The sequence below is a fragment of the Bradyrhizobium sp. 63_E2_N1_3 genome (assembly GCF_052076005.1).
GTDB classification, from domain to species: Bacteria; Pseudomonadota; Alphaproteobacteria; order Rhizobiales; family Xanthobacteraceae; genus Bradyrhizobium; species Bradyrhizobium barranii.
The window spans coordinates 230921-244080 of sequence record NZ_CP197235.1 but is presented as its reverse complement, the minus strand read 5'-3'; the positions used below and the strand labels follow the sequence as shown (position 1 = coordinate 244080).

Sequence of the window (13160 nt, the reverse complement as noted above, 5' to 3'; positions counted from 1 at the left end):
TCTCGGAGGGAGTACGAAAGGCCCCACGCCAGCGCTTAAGGTCCGCATCTGTCTTGACTGGACGGACGCTGTGGACGTCAAGCCGCACCGGCAACTGCGTCAAGCCGTTGTAATGCGCGGTGCCCTCTACGCGAACCCGGACGTCGAAGTAGTTACGTATTTCGGGGATGCGAACCTTGTTTATGACGCAGTCAATCTCAACGCGCCCGGCCGTTGTGACGAGTTTGGCCAGCAGGGCGTCGCCGCGAGCGTCCATAACTCTCAGGACGCCATCAAAACTCCCTACGACCAAGCCTTTGTACAGACGGCTGCTTTGAGCGCGTATGTCCTCGGAGACGGACAGGGCACGCTCCGCTTGCGTCAGCAGGAACTGATCCACCCGGATTACGTCGCAGTCCTGGAAGCGAACCTCGGCATGAGAAAACTGCGAGCCGACGCCGACACCAAGCTGTTTGATGCTCCGAAGCAGTGGGCGGGGCAATGTGGCGGTAGACCGATCACCATTGTAGACCGCACGGAGGGCTTTCTCGTAGGTGACGATACCGGAGGCCACAGCGGGGCGCGTAAAACGCCTACGCTCGCCTATCTGAACCTGAGCGCTACCCTTCCGAAGGTCCTCTATCATGAACCGATGGAGAGACTTCCCGTTTGCGACCTTATCGGCCACGCCAAGACCCGCGAGGAGAGCCCGGAGCTTCCGCGTGAAAACGTCCGCGCGAACGGCTTTGTTGTCTCCATCCAGACCGTGCACAGTGAGCGTTGTTTGACCGTCGAAAGCCATTGCCAACCTAAGTCGGAAGAAACCTGCAGGACCGACCCTATCATCGATCCTTTAAGCATTAAGCCACAATGCCTTTTTGATGCCACCGACCCCACGGACAGGGCTATGAGATGGAGAACGCCGCTGCGGGAAGCTCGGCGGCGGCCGTCCCTTTAAGCCAAACAGTTTGAAGTGGAGGGGCGGGGGTCGGCTAAAATGGGGCCCGGTACTTCAAAGGGGACCCGTTGATTTAACTCAAGCTCCGATGAGCCGGATCATCGAGCAAAACGTCGCGGGCTGGAAGGAAATCACCCGGAAAGTGGGGCGAAAGCACAATTGAATTGTCATTGACGCTCCACCTTTGCGAAAGCCGGCAGCCCGGGCGCGACCTGCACCTGCACGTCGACCGCGCGGGCCTCAATCCCCTCAAAGGCGACGGTAGAAACCCGCTGAACCATGCCCGAACCAGCCTGCCCTCTCGTACAATTAGGGGTAGCAGAGCCCGATCTTTCTTGCAAGAACAATACGAGAACAGCCCGAGGGCCCGGAAAACCCTAACCGGTCGTAAACATCACGCAGACACTACGCCTCGAATGCGAGCGGCTCTCATCAGCACATCCCAACGAATGTTCGCTACTCCTAGAGCTGCGGGATGGGCCGTGATCTAACGGGTGAACAATTCAAATGCTTGCAAATCGCCGCAGAAGCGAACGACGGGTGTGCACTCGGCTCGCCAAGATTCACTTTGGCGCGGGCTCGCTGCCGAGGGATTGCACGATCACGGATATCTCGGATGGGGGCGTGAAAGTGGTGGCGGAGTTTCTGGAAGTGCCGCCGCAATTCACCATCATCTTCGCGCCCGATTATTCCCGCCAATGCCGCCTGCGCTGGCGCATCGGCTGCGAATTCGGCGCCGAGTTCACCGATTGAGCCGGACGGGCCAGGTTCCTTAACTGGACTTTAGGGTTAATCGGTAAGCATCGCTGATCAGTCGCCGAGTGATCAGAGTATGCCCAAGCGTTCGTCCCTTGCCTCTCCGCCGGCGAGATTCCTGCTTTCCGCGCTCGTGATGCTTGCCCTCGGCGGCTGCCAGACCACGAGTCTGGAGGACATCACCGGCGCGCTCGGTGGCAAGTCGGAAACCGCTGGCAGGGCCGACCCGAAGCCGGACATGGACGCGCTTCGCGAGCGCTATCGCGCCAAGCCTTCCGATCCCAACGTCGCGCTCGAATATGGCATGGCGCTGCGCGAGACCGGCCAGCGCGCCCAGGCCGTTGCGGTGATGGAGCAGGCCGTGCTCGCCCATCCCAGCAACAAGGCGCTGCTCGCCGGCTACGGCCGCGCGCTCGCCGACAGCGGCAATTTCCAGCAGGCTTTCGATGTGCTCAGCCGCGCGCATACGCCTGAGGATCCCGACTGGCGCATCCTGTCGGCGCAAGGCGCGGCGCTCGATCAGCTCGGCCGCAACGAAGAGGCGCAGCAATATTATTCGGCAGCGCTGAAGATCGTGCCCGAGGAGCCGCAGGTTCTGTCCAATCTCGGCCTGTCCTACATGCTCCAGAACAATCTGCCGCGGGCCGAGGAAACGCTGCGCCGCGCCTATGAGCACAATCGCGCCGATTCCCGCGTGCGCGCCAATCTGGCGCTCGTCGTGGGACTGCAGGGAAAGCAGGCCGAGGCCGAGACCATCGTGAAGGCCGACCTGCCGCCGGATCAGGCCGCGGCAAAGGTCACGGCGCTACGGCAGTTGCTGGCGAAGAAGCAGCAGCGGGCGGACAAGTAGCCCGCCCTCGTTTCTCGTTCGCGTTGGTGCTTACGACACCTTGCGATGCGGGGCTGACCCGCGACCCGCCCTGCCCTTGAGCCTCTTCAGGAGCGGCCCGAGCAGCGAGCGCTTCGGCTTCTTCACCTCGCCACGCCCGGCGAGGCGGTTCGCCATGTTCTGGAACAGAAGGGTGGTGCGGTGGTTCTTGGAGACTTCCGCGATCATCTGGCCGTTATTGGCCGCGGTCGAGAACAGTTTCGAGTCGAACGGGATCGCCGCGATCGGCTGGCTCTCCATGGTCTTGGCGAACGCCTTGACGTCGATCTCCGCGCGCTTGTGCATGCCGACCTGGTTGATGCAGTACAGCGGCGGACGGTCGTTGGGCCGTGCCGCCTTGAGCACGCTCAGCATGTTCCTGGTGTTGCGCAAATTGGCCAGATCGGGTTCGGCCACGATCACGATATCGTCGGCATTGACGAGCGCGCGGCGCGTCCAGCCCGACCATTGGTGGGGAACGTCGAGCACGATGCAGGGTGTGGTCATGCGCAGCGTGTCGAAGATCGCATCAAAAGCTTCGGCGCCGAAATCGTAGACGCGGTCGAGCGTTGCGGGCGCCGCGAGGAGACTGAGGCGCTCGGTGCATTTGGCGAGCAGGCGCTCCATCAGCGCCGTGTCCGGCCGGTCCTGCGAGAGCACCGCGTTGGCGATGCCCTGCGCCGGGTCCTGGTTGTAGTCGAGGCCGGCGGTGCCGAAGGCGAGGTCGAGATCGATCACGACGGAATCAAGTGCGAGGTCGCGCGCGATGGTCCAGGCCACGTTGTGCGCGACCGTGGACGCACCGACGCCGCCCTTGGCGCCGACCACCGCGATGACGCGGCCGGTGATGATGGCTTCCGACGCCGAGAACAGGCTGCAGATGGAGCGGACGACGTCGAGGGTTTCGACCGGTCCCACCACGTAGTCGTTGACGCCGCGGCGGACCAGCTCGCGATAGGGCGCGGTGTCGTTGGGGTTGCCGATCACGACCACGCGTGTGCCGGGATCGCAGACGCCGGCGAGATCGTCGAGGCCCTCGAGGATATCGCGTGTGCCGTCGGATTCGATCACGATGACGTTCGGCGTCGGCATCGTGTCATAGACTTCGATGGCCGCGGCAAGGCCGCCGCCCTTGGCGGTGAGATGCGCCTTGGCGAGACGGCGATCCTGCCCGGCCGCGGTGATCGCGGCGAGCGTCTGCTCGGTCTCGCAAAAGGCCTGCACCGAGATGCGAGGAACCGGCGCAATGTGGTCCTCGGGGTGCCGCGGGTCGTCCGCTTCCTCGTCGTCGTGAAAACTTGTCATTTGCCGGTGTCGCTGAGTTTGGCCTTTTCGGCCTCGGGATACATGGTCGTGGTCGCCATGCCTTTGCGGTAGCGCTCGAAGGCGATCTCGCGCCGTGCGGTGTAGGCAGGCGTCTCCGCCCTCGGCTGCTCGAGGTCGGCGGGGTTGTCGATCATGGCCGCGAGGTTGCGCTGGCTGGCGCAGCCCAGATTGAAGTACGGCCGGTTCTCGTTGTAGCCGGGGTCGAGGATGTTCGGACCGACGTCTTCCGGCCACAGCCCGCAGGGGCCGGCGACCGCGGCGATCTTCGAATAGCTCAGGCGGATGGTCGGCAGCAGTCCGGGATCCTCGGGGCGATAGGGATGCTGGACGATGGCGCGCGACGGCACGCCGCCGGATGCGAGCACCGACCGGATTTCGTGATAGGTCGCCGCCGCGGCGCGTGAATTCGCAGCGTCGCTCGGCACGTCGACGACGACGGAACCGGTGCCTCCGCGCACCCAGTCCCTGGCAATGCCCGCGACGTCCGCGTGCTGCGCGGTGGAGAGGCCGCCGCGCGCCTTGCCGACGAAGATCACGATCGACTTCTTGGCTTCCTGCACCGCGATCGGGTGGCGCTGGCGATAGTCGGTCGGCACCGTCTGGGTGACGATGTCACCGGTGGTGTTGCAGGCGCCGAGCATGACGGAAAGCCCCGTCAGCGCCAGCGCGATCCGCAGGTTGCGACGTCGATCGGCGATCGTCTTCGTCATCGCTTTGTCCCCTCTTGCCCCATTTCTTGCCCCGGTCCCCAAACCGTCCGTCTCAGTCGATGATGAAGCCGAAATCGCCGCGGGTGCCTTCGATCGGATCGACGCTGCGCGCGATGCCATAGAGCCGGTTCATGCGGCCGAGCAGCGCCGTCTGCGCGTCCGAGGCCGGCGCAAAGCCGTCGTCGGGCCGCGACAATTCCTTCTGGGCGACCGCCCGCACCACATAGGGCGTCACGATCACCATCAGCTCGGTCTCGTTGTTGACGAAGTCCTGGCTGCGGAAGAGCGCGCCGATGATCGGCACCTGGTCGACGCCGGGCAGGCCGTTGATCGCCTGCTTGGTCTTCTGCTGGATCAGGCCGGCCATCGCCATCGAGCCACCGGAAGGAATCTCCAGCGTGGTCTCGGCGCGGCGGGTCTGGACCGAGGGGATGGTGATCGAGTTGCTCGAGGTCGAGGACACCGCCTGCGTCAGCGTGATCGCGTTCGTGTTCGACAGCTCCGAGACCTCGGTCATCACGCGCAGGCTGATACGGCCTTCGCTGAGCACGAGCGGGGTGAAGTTCAGGGAGATGCCGAACTTCTTGTAGGTGACCTGGGTGGTACAGACGTGGGTGACCGGATCGCAGGAATAGCCTGCAGGGATCGGGAATTCACCGCCGGCGATGAAGGTGGCGGATTCGCCCGAGATCGCGGTCAGGCTCGGTTCGGCGAGCGTGCGCATGACGCCGGCGCTTTCCATCGCGCGCATCGTGGCGCTGACGGTGGCGACACCCTTGGCGAGGCCGGCCACGCCGAGCCCGTTGCTGCCGACGATCGGTCCGCCAGAGACCGAGAACGGGTTGGAATTGTTGAAGTTCACGACCGCCGTGCCGGCATTCAGGCTGGCGCTGAGGTCGACGCCCAGCTGCTTGACGATGTCGCGGCGGACTTCGCCGACGACGACCTTGAGCATCACCTGGTCGCGGCCGCGCACGACGATGTTGTTGACGACCTTGTCAGCGCCGCCAACGAGTTTTGCGGCGACGTCGCCGGCCTGCTGGGCCTCGATCGGGCTCGACACCGAGCCGGTCAGCATCACGCTGTCGCCTACGCCTTCGATCTGCACGCCCGGCAGCGACTGGCGCAGCGCCGTGCGCATGCCGTTGAGATCGCGCTTTACCGCGATGTCGTAAGAGGCAACCTGCTGGCCGTCGGCGGTGAAGAACACGACGTTGGTCTGGCCGACCTGGCCGCCGATGATATAGGCGCGCTGCGACGAGCGGATCACTGCATTGGCGATCTTGGGATCGGCCACCAGCACGTCCTTGACCTCGCGCGGCAGATCGATGACGACGGACTTGCCGACGCCGAGCGACAGCGAGCGCGTGCGTGTAGGCGCGATGGTCGAAACCGGCGACACGCCGAGATCCGGCGCCTGCATCGGCGCCTGGTCGCCGACCGGCGCATCCGCCGCGCTGACGAAGTCGGGGGCTGCGATCAGCCCCAGCATCAGCACCGCCCCCGTCCAGAACGAGCGTGCGCGCTTCCCCCGAATGCGCAGGCCCGTCCGATCATCCCCGTAGTTCATGGTGTCCCCATCATCACTTCTGTGACGTCAGTTGCCGTGCCTGCACCCCGTAGCGGATCACGTTCACGCCGCCGGGCCGCTTGGCCGTCAGGTCTTCGATCGAAATCTCCGACGCGTTGGCATCGGCGATGCTTCGCAACGCGAGCGTCAGCGTGCCGCCCTGGCGCGAGGCCGACAGCGTCGCGACCTGGTCCGGCTTGAGCTCGAGCGTGACGGTCTTGCCGAGTACGGCGTTCTGGCCGTCTTTTTCTTTCGGCGCCTGGTCGATCGCGAGCACGCGGATGTTGCTCAGGATGACCTCCGACAGGATCAGGTCGTTGCCGCCGGTCGCGCCGTTGGCGCCATCGGGGTTCTTCAGGCGCCGCGTTAGAACGATGTCGACGCGGTCGTTCGGCAGGATGAAGCCGCCGGCGCCGGTCTCGGCTGAAATCTCGGTAGAGACGGCCCGCATGCCGGAGGGCAGGATCGCGGCCATGAAGCCCGAGCCCTCGGCCCGCACCAGCTTCTGCTCGCGGATCGGCTCGCCCTGCATCAACGGCACGCGCGCGATCGAGCCTGCGATCTGGGTCTGGGCGTCGGGCCTGCTGTCGCGGCGGATGAAGGCGCTGCTCGCGGTCGCCGCCGGCCAGGACTGCCATTGCAGATCCTCGGGCTTCACGGCCTGGCCGAGCTGGATGTCGTTCTTCGCGATCAGCACCTCGACCGTCGGCAGCTTCTCGGCGACGGGAAGGGCGGGTGCTGGCTTGTTGTCAAAGCCGCTCGCCAGATACGCAGCGACGCCGCCGGCGCCCAGCGCGATGACGAGAACGACAATGCGTGCGGTGTTCATGCGCTTCTACTCTTACGCGGGGCACTCGAACCGCACGTGGCGGGTTCCCCTGCGTCGATGAGTAGGGAGTAAAGGTATAAGGGGTGTTGCGAGGCCGAGTGTGATGGCCCGTGACGATGCGCGTTCTGGGCAGATGGTGAACGTCGCGTTATCCGCTCGGCCAATGGCCCCGTAGATTCACGCAGGGCGGGACGTTCGTTCGAACGATGCGCGCGGCGTCATGGTGAATGGGTGGTTTAGCCATGGGCGCTTCGCGCAGCGTGCGCGGTCGTCGCTCCTCTGGGTGAGGAGCGTACTTCCTCGTGTTTCAATTGATGTCCGTAGCCCGGATGGAGCGAAGCGCAATCCGGGCTCGTGCAGCGCGTTGTGAGATCCCGGATTTCGCTGCGCTCCATCCGGGCTACGAGTGAGCGCCCTACTTCGCCCGCTTCTGCTCGATCGTGTCCCAGACCTTCGCCGCGACGTCCGGGCCGCCGAGCCGCGCGATGGCGCGGATGCCCGTCGGCGATGTCACGTTGATCTCGGTGAGGTTGCCGTTGATGACGTCGATGCCGACGAACAGCAGGCCGCGCTCGCGCAGCGCCGGGCCGACGGTGGCGCAGATCTCGCGCTCGCGTGGCGTGAGCTCGGTCTCCTGCGCGGCGCCGCCACGCACCATGTTGGAGCGGAGGTCGTCGGCGGCCGGCACGCGGTTGACCGCGCCGGCGAACTCGCCGTTGACCAGGATGATGCGCTTGTCGCCGTGCTTCACCTCGGGGATGAACTGCTGGATCACCCACGGCTCCTTGAAGGTCACCGAGAACATGTCGAACAGCGAGCCGAAATTCATGTCCTGCGGCATCACGCGGAACACCGCCGCGCCGCCATGGCCGTGCAGCGGCTTCATGACGACGGCGCCGTGCTTATCCCGGAACGCGTTGATCTCGTCGAGGTCGCGCGAGATCAGCGTCGGCGGCATCAGCTGCGGAAAGTTCATCACGAACAGTTTTTCCGGCGCGTTGCGCACTGAGGCGGGGTTGTTGACGACCAGCGTCTTCGGATGGATGCGCTCCAGGAAATGCGTCGAGGTGATGTAGGCGAGATCGAACGGCGGATCCTGGCGCAGCAGCACGACGTCGAAGCCGTTGAGCGCTTCGCGCCTGGGCTCGCCCAGCGTGAAGTGATTGCCGGGCTCGTCGCGCACGGTCAGGAGCTGGATGGGCGCGACGATCTCCTCGCCGACCATCGAGAGCTTGTCGGGCGTGTAATAGGACAGGCCGTGGCCGCGCTTCTGCGCCTCCAGGAGCAGTGCAAAGGTGGAATCGCCCTTGATGTTGATACGGGCGATGGGGTCCATCTGGACGGCGACGTTCAGTTTCATGGTCTGCCTTTCAGGTCGAGGCGTCGAATGCCGCCAACACATGGCGCGGAAGTGAGCGCGGCGCAATCAGCATGGCGTCGAATCGCAGTTCGAATTCGGCATGCTCGGGATGCGCCACGAGCCAGCCTTGCGCGGCGTCGATGATGCGCTGCTGTTGGCGCGGGGTCACGGCGAAGGCGGCGTCATCTAGCGTCGCGCGGGCCTTGACCTCGACGAAGGCGATCAGGTTGCGGCGGCGCGCCACGATGTCGATCTCGCCATGTGGGGTGCGGTAGCGCCTGGCGAGGATGCGGTAGCCCTTGGCCATGAGATAGGCGGCGGCGCGGCTCTCCGCGGAGATGCCGGTGCGGAACGCGGCGACGCGCTCGGGCGAGGCGACCTTCGGTTCCGCGCCCTTAGTCTTCGCCATCGCCGTCCCTCAGGTCCTTTGCGAGCTCGAGCGCGCGGGCATAGACCTCGCGGCGCGGTCGGCCCGAGAGCGCGACCGCATGCGCGACGGCATCCTTGACGCTGTGCGCGGCGAGCTGCTCGCGCAGCAGGCCGTCGAGCGCATCCGAGGTCAGCAGCTCCGCGTCCGCCGCAGGCGGCGCGATCACCAGCACGAATTCGCCGCGCGTCTCCAGCGTGTCCGCTCCGCGTGCCAGCTCCTGCAGCGGGGCGCGCGAAATTTCCTCGTGCAGTTTCGTCAATTCGCGGCAGATCGCGGCTTCGCGCGTCCCCATGATCTCGGCAAGCTCGGCGAGCGTGTCCTGGACGCGGTTGCCGGAGTCGAACATCACGAGCGTCGCATCGATGCGGGCGAGCTCTGCAAGGCGCGACTTTCGCGCGGCGGATTTCGCCGGCAGAAAGCCCTCGAAGAAGAAGCGGTCGGTCGGCAATGCGGCGACCGACAGCGCCGCCAGCACCGAGGACGGGCCGGGCAGCGCGTAGACCGCATGGCCGGCTGCGCAGACCTCGCGCACCAGCTTGAAACCGGGGTCGGAGATCAGCGGCGTGCCGGCATCCGACACCAGCGCGATCGAGCCGCCCTGCCCCAGCGCCTCCAGGATCCTCGGACGCGCCGCTTCCGCGTTGTGCTCGTGATATTGCTTGAGCTGCGCCGTGATCGCGTAGCGCTCGGTCAGGCGCCGCGTGATGCGGGTGTCCTCGCAGGCGATGACGTCGACGCCGGCGAGCGTCTGAAGCGCGCGCAGCGTGATGTCGCCGAGATTGCCGATGGGGGTGGCGACCAGATGGAGGCCCGGCGCCGCCTTCGGCGCCGTCAGCCGATGGGCGTCGATGGAGAAACCGCGCGAGGCGGGATCCGTCGCTTCAGGTGTATTTATCGGGCTCGGCTTTACGCGCATAATGAATCGAACTTAGGCATGATCCCGGGGGCTGGGAACCGGTCCTCGGAAAAAGATCGCGCCAGGTCAGGGGTGAGGAAGGACTGGAATGTGATCCATCCGGCATCACATTGCAGAGGGAATGAAGCGTCGGCGCCACATTCGCGGCGGAAACGCCGCCTTGATGCGGGTGACGGATGGTGGACAGCTAGCCAGGGCTTGAGGTGTGGCCGCGTTAAGTGGTCATTATCCTTTTGTTTTAGTTAACTATTTGCCGACAATATGCCTGAATCCGCGGCTTGTGTCGTGGAAAGAATGTTGTGACCGGCCGGCCGACGGTCGGTCAGAAGAGAAGTTGTGATGCTGGGCCCGCGCGATCCTAAATCTCCCGTTCAGGGCTCCCGATTATCGGGGGCGACCCGGCGGAGCGCACTCGGCCTGTTACTCGGCGCCCCCTTGCTGTCGGCCTGCGCCGGCGTGCAGCAGAGTCTCAGCCAGTTCTCCAACCCGTTCAGCAGCTCCTCCCCGGCCCCGGCTCAGCCGGCCGGACCGCCGCAACAGGCCACCACCGCCGGCAGCGGCGGGGTGAAGGTTGCCGTGATCCTGCCGCTCTCGGCCGCCGGCAATGCCGGCCTTGCCGCGCAGTCGATGCGCAACGCCGCCGAGATGGCGCTGGCCGAGTTCCAGAATCCCAACATCCAGCTCCTGATCAAGGACGACAACGGCAGCCCGCAAGGCGCCCAGGCGGGCGCGCAGCAGGCGGTCGACGAGGGCGCCGAGATCATCCTGGGCCCGCTGTTCGCGCAGTCGGTGCCGGCGGTGGCGCAGGTCGCGCGTACGCGCGGCATCTCGGTGATCGCGTTCTCGACCGATTCCAGCATCGCCGGCCGCGGCGTCTTTCTGCTGAGCTTCCTGCCGGAGTCCGACGTCAACCGCATAGTCGAATATTCCGCCAGCATCGGAAAACGTTCCGTCGCCGTGCTCGTGCCCGACAATGCCTATGGCAATGTCGTCGAGGCCGCGGTGAAGGCGGCGGTGCCGCGGCGCGGCGGCCGCATTGTCGCCTTCGAGAAATACGGCGCCGATCGCGCGACGCCGGCACGCACCGTGGCGCAGCAGCTCGGCAGCGCGGATGCGCTGTTCATCGCCGATGACGGCGATGCCGTCGTCGCGGTGGCCGATGCGATGACGGCCGCAGGCGCGAATTTGCGCAACATCCAGCTGCTCGGCACCGGCCTGTGGGACAATCCGCGCGTCTATGCCAATGCAAACTTGCAAGGCGGTCTCTACGCCGCGCCGGACCCGGCCGGCTTCCGCGCCTTCTCCGGCCGCTATCGCACCAAATACGGTGCCGAGCCGATCCGCACCGCGACGCTCGCCTATGACGCGGTCGCCCTCGTCGCCGCGCTCGCGCGCACGCAGGGCCCGACGCGCTTCTCGCCGGATGTGCTCACCAACCCTTCCGGCTTCGCCGGCATCGACGGCCTGTTCCGCTTCCGCGCCGATGGCACGAATGAGCGTGGGTTAGCGGTGATGAAGGTGACGACAGGTGGTGGCGTGGCGGTCGCGGGCTCGCCGAAGAGTTTTGGGGCTTGATGGCTTCGTAGTCCGGATGGAGCGCAGCGCAATCCGGGTTCTATCCGAGTGGCGAAAGCGTCCCGGATTACGCTGCGCTCCATCCGGGCTACGGCAGCTCGCTATGCCGCCAGATCCGCGACCACTGCATCAAGCACCGGAAATCCGCTGCTCGTGACCCGCAAGCGCCCCGTCGCATCCACGATGATCGCGCCCTCCTCGCGCAACAGCGCGATGCGCTTGGGATCAAGCGGGCGGCCCGACAGCGCGCTGTAGCGCTCGGGGTCGATGCCCTCGGCGAGGCGGAGCCCCATCAGCAGAAATTCGTCGGCGCGCTCCTCGCTGTTGAGGAGATCGTCGGTGACGTTGCCGTGGCCGTTGGTTTCGACCCGCATCAGCCAGGCTTCGGGGCGCTTCTCGGTGGCGGTGGCGTGCCTGATCCCGTCGATGTCGAGGCGGCCATGGGCACCGGGGCCGATGCCGGCATATTCATCGCCGCGCCAATACACCAGATTGTGCCGGCACTCGGCGCCGCGCCGCGCGTGATTTGAAATCTCGTAAGCGGGCAGGCCGAGCTTGTCGCAGGTCTCCTGCGTGACGTCATAGAGCGCGCGCGCGACGGCTTCGTCCGGCGTCTTCAATTTGCCGGCCTGGTGCAGGCCGAAGAACGGCGTGCCTTCCTCGATCGTCAATTGATAGAGCGACAGATGCTCCGCGGCTTCATCGATCGCGAGACGCAGCTCGTCGGCCCACATCGCCGGTGTCTGGTCGGGGCGTGCGTAGATCAGGTCGAAGGAGTAGCGGTCGAACGAGCGGCGCGCGATGGCGACAGCGTCGAGCGCTTCGCGGGCGCTGTGCATCCGGCCCAGCGCTTTCAGCGAGGCATCGTCGAGTGCCTGCACGCCGAGCGAGACGCGGTTGACGCCGGCGGCGCGATAGCCGGCAAAACGCGTGGCTTCGACGCTGGTCGGGTTTGCCTCGAGCGTGACCTCGACATCGCTGGCGACGTGCCAGTGCTTGCCGATGGCATCGAGCACCGCGCCGACGGTCGCGGGCTGCATCAGTGAAGGCGTGCCGCCGCCGAGGAAGATCGAGGTGACTTCACGCCCGGGCGCACGCTGTGCGGTCGTTTCGATTTCGCGCGCGAAAGCTGAAGCGAAGCGCGTCTCGTCGATCGCGGCGTGGCGGACGTGGCTGTTGAAGTCGCAATAGGGGCACTTCGACAGGCAGAACGGCCAGTGTACATAGACGCCGAAAGCTTGCTTAGCGCGGCTCAAGGCAGATCTCCGCCAGTTTCACGAAGGCGCGGGCGCGATGCGACAGGCCGAGGCCAAGCGGCGGCAGGCCGTGCTTCTCGATACTGGTCATCTCGCCGAACGTGCGATCGTGGCCATTGGGCAGGAACATCGGATCATAGCCGAAGCCGGCGGTGCCGCGCGGCGGCCAGGCCAAGGTGCCGTCGACGCGCGCCTCGACCTCTTCGAGATGATCGTCGGGCCAGGCGACGCAGAGCGCGGATACGAAATGCGCGGTGCGCTTGTCGGGCGTGGTGGCGCCGCGCTCCTGCAACAGGCGCTCGATCTGCGCCATCGCGGCGGTAAAATCCTTTGCTGGACCGGCCCAGCGCGCGCTGTAGATGCCGGGCGCGCCATCGAGCGCGTCGACCACTATGCCGGAATCGTCGGCGAAGGAGGGAAGCTTGGTCGCCTGCGCCGCCGCGATCGCCTTGATCGCGGCATTGCTGCGGAAATCGTTGCCGGTCTCGTCGGGCTCGGGCAGGCCGAGCTCACCGGCCGACACCGCCTCGATGCCGTGAGGCGCGAGCAGCTCCTTCATCTCGGCGAGCTTGCCGGGATTGTGGGTCGCGATGACGAGCTTTTCGGTGATTCGGCGGTGCATGGGCC

General features: G+C 65.8%; 13 protein-coding genes and 1 pseudogene. 4 read left to right on the top strand and 10 right to left on the bottom strand.

The annotated features are described in order from the left end of the window. The first annotated feature begins 70 nt into the window (after positions 1–70). The gene (locus AB7531_RS01105; protein WP_441279836.1) at positions 71–937 is read left to right on the top strand and encodes a hypothetical protein; all 867 of its coding nucleotides are present in this window, start codon (positions 71–73) and stop codon (positions 935–937) included. Between the two features lie 179 nt (positions 938–1116). Here AB7531_RS01105 and AB7531_RS01100 read toward each other — a convergent pair. Then, positions 1117–1218, bottom strand: a pseudogene (locus tag AB7531_RS01100) (ATP-binding protein); the annotation flags it as partial. A 226-nt stretch (positions 1219–1444) separates the two neighbouring features. On the opposite strand from AB7531_RS01100, the gene AB7531_RS01095 reads away from it, so the two are divergent. Then, the gene (locus tag AB7531_RS01095) at positions 1445–1690 is read left to right on the top strand and encodes a PilZ domain-containing protein (RefSeq protein WP_027534981.1); all 246 of its coding nucleotides are present in this window, start codon (positions 1445–1447) and stop codon (positions 1688–1690) included. Positions 1691–1769: 79 nt separating this feature from the next. Beyond that, entirely contained in the window at positions 1770–2543 is a 774-nt protein-coding gene (locus AB7531_RS01090) for a tetratricopeptide repeat protein (protein WP_063980259.1), read from the top strand. 30 nt (positions 2544–2573) lie between these two features. On the opposite strand, the gene AB7531_RS01085 is transcribed toward AB7531_RS01090, so the two are convergent. The 7 genes from AB7531_RS01085 to rsmI all read right to left on the bottom strand — a co-directional run bounded on the left by AB7531_RS01085 (position 2574) and on the right by rsmI (position 9702). After that, entirely contained in the window at positions 2574–3866 is a 1293-nt protein-coding gene (locus tag AB7531_RS01085) for an AAA family ATPase (RefSeq protein ID WP_063980258.1), read from the bottom strand. Further along, positions 3863–4597, bottom strand: coding sequence for a CpaD family pilus assembly protein (locus AB7531_RS01080; RefSeq protein WP_441279835.1), 735 nt, complete (start codon positions 4595–4597; stop codon positions 3863–3865). The genes AB7531_RS01085 and AB7531_RS01080 overlap by 4 nt, the downstream gene beginning before the upstream one ends. Positions 4598–4649: 52 nt before the next feature. Beyond that, positions 4650–6167, bottom strand: a complete 1518-nt coding sequence (locus tag AB7531_RS01075) for a type II and III secretion system protein family protein (protein WP_063980256.1) — start codon at positions 6165–6167, stop codon at positions 4650–4652. A 13-nt stretch (positions 6168–6180) separates the two neighbouring features. Further along, on the bottom strand, positions 6181–6996 hold the full coding sequence (gene cpaB, locus AB7531_RS01070) for a Flp pilus assembly protein CpaB (RefSeq protein WP_063980255.1): 816 nt from the start codon (positions 6994–6996) through the stop codon (positions 6181–6183). A gap of 415 nt (positions 6997–7411) precedes the next feature. Further along, positions 7412–8356 carry a glutathione synthase gene (gene gshB / locus AB7531_RS01065; protein WP_063980254.1) on the bottom strand — a complete coding sequence of 315 codons (945 nt, stop codon included), beginning with the start codon at positions 8354–8356 and terminating at the stop codon, positions 7412–7414. Between the two features lie 10 nt (positions 8357–8366). Beyond that, on the bottom strand, positions 8367–8765 hold the full coding sequence (locus AB7531_RS01060; RefSeq protein ID WP_063980253.1) for a YraN family protein: 399 nt from the start codon (positions 8763–8765) through the stop codon (positions 8367–8369). Continuing rightward, positions 8752–9702 (bottom strand): 16S rRNA (cytidine(1402)-2'-O)-methyltransferase, encoded by a 951-nt coding sequence (gene rsmI / locus AB7531_RS01055; RefSeq protein WP_063980252.1) that lies wholly within the window; start codon positions 9700–9702, stop codon positions 8752–8754. The genes AB7531_RS01060 and rsmI overlap by 14 nt, the downstream gene beginning before the upstream one ends. 339 nt (positions 9703–10041) lie before the next feature. Here rsmI and AB7531_RS01050 point away from each other — a divergent pair, with 339 nt between their 5' ends. Then, positions 10042–11277 carry a penicillin-binding protein activator gene (locus tag AB7531_RS01050; RefSeq protein ID WP_063980251.1) on the top strand — a complete coding sequence of 412 codons (1236 nt, stop codon included), beginning with the start codon at positions 10042–10044 and terminating at the stop codon, positions 11275–11277. A gap of 101 nt (positions 11278–11378) precedes the next feature. On the opposite strand, the gene hemW is transcribed toward AB7531_RS01050, so the two are convergent. Then, entirely contained in the window at positions 11379–12533 is a 1155-nt protein-coding gene (gene hemW / locus AB7531_RS01045) for a radical SAM family heme chaperone HemW (RefSeq protein WP_063980250.1), read from the bottom strand. Further along, positions 12520–13155 carry an RdgB/HAM1 family non-canonical purine NTP pyrophosphatase gene (gene rdgB / locus AB7531_RS01040; RefSeq protein ID WP_063980249.1) on the bottom strand — a complete coding sequence of 212 codons (636 nt, stop codon included), beginning with the start codon at positions 13153–13155 and terminating at the stop codon, positions 12520–12522. Before rdgB ends, hemW begins: the two co-directional genes overlap by 14 nt. Positions 13156–13160 lie beyond the last annotated feature (5 nt).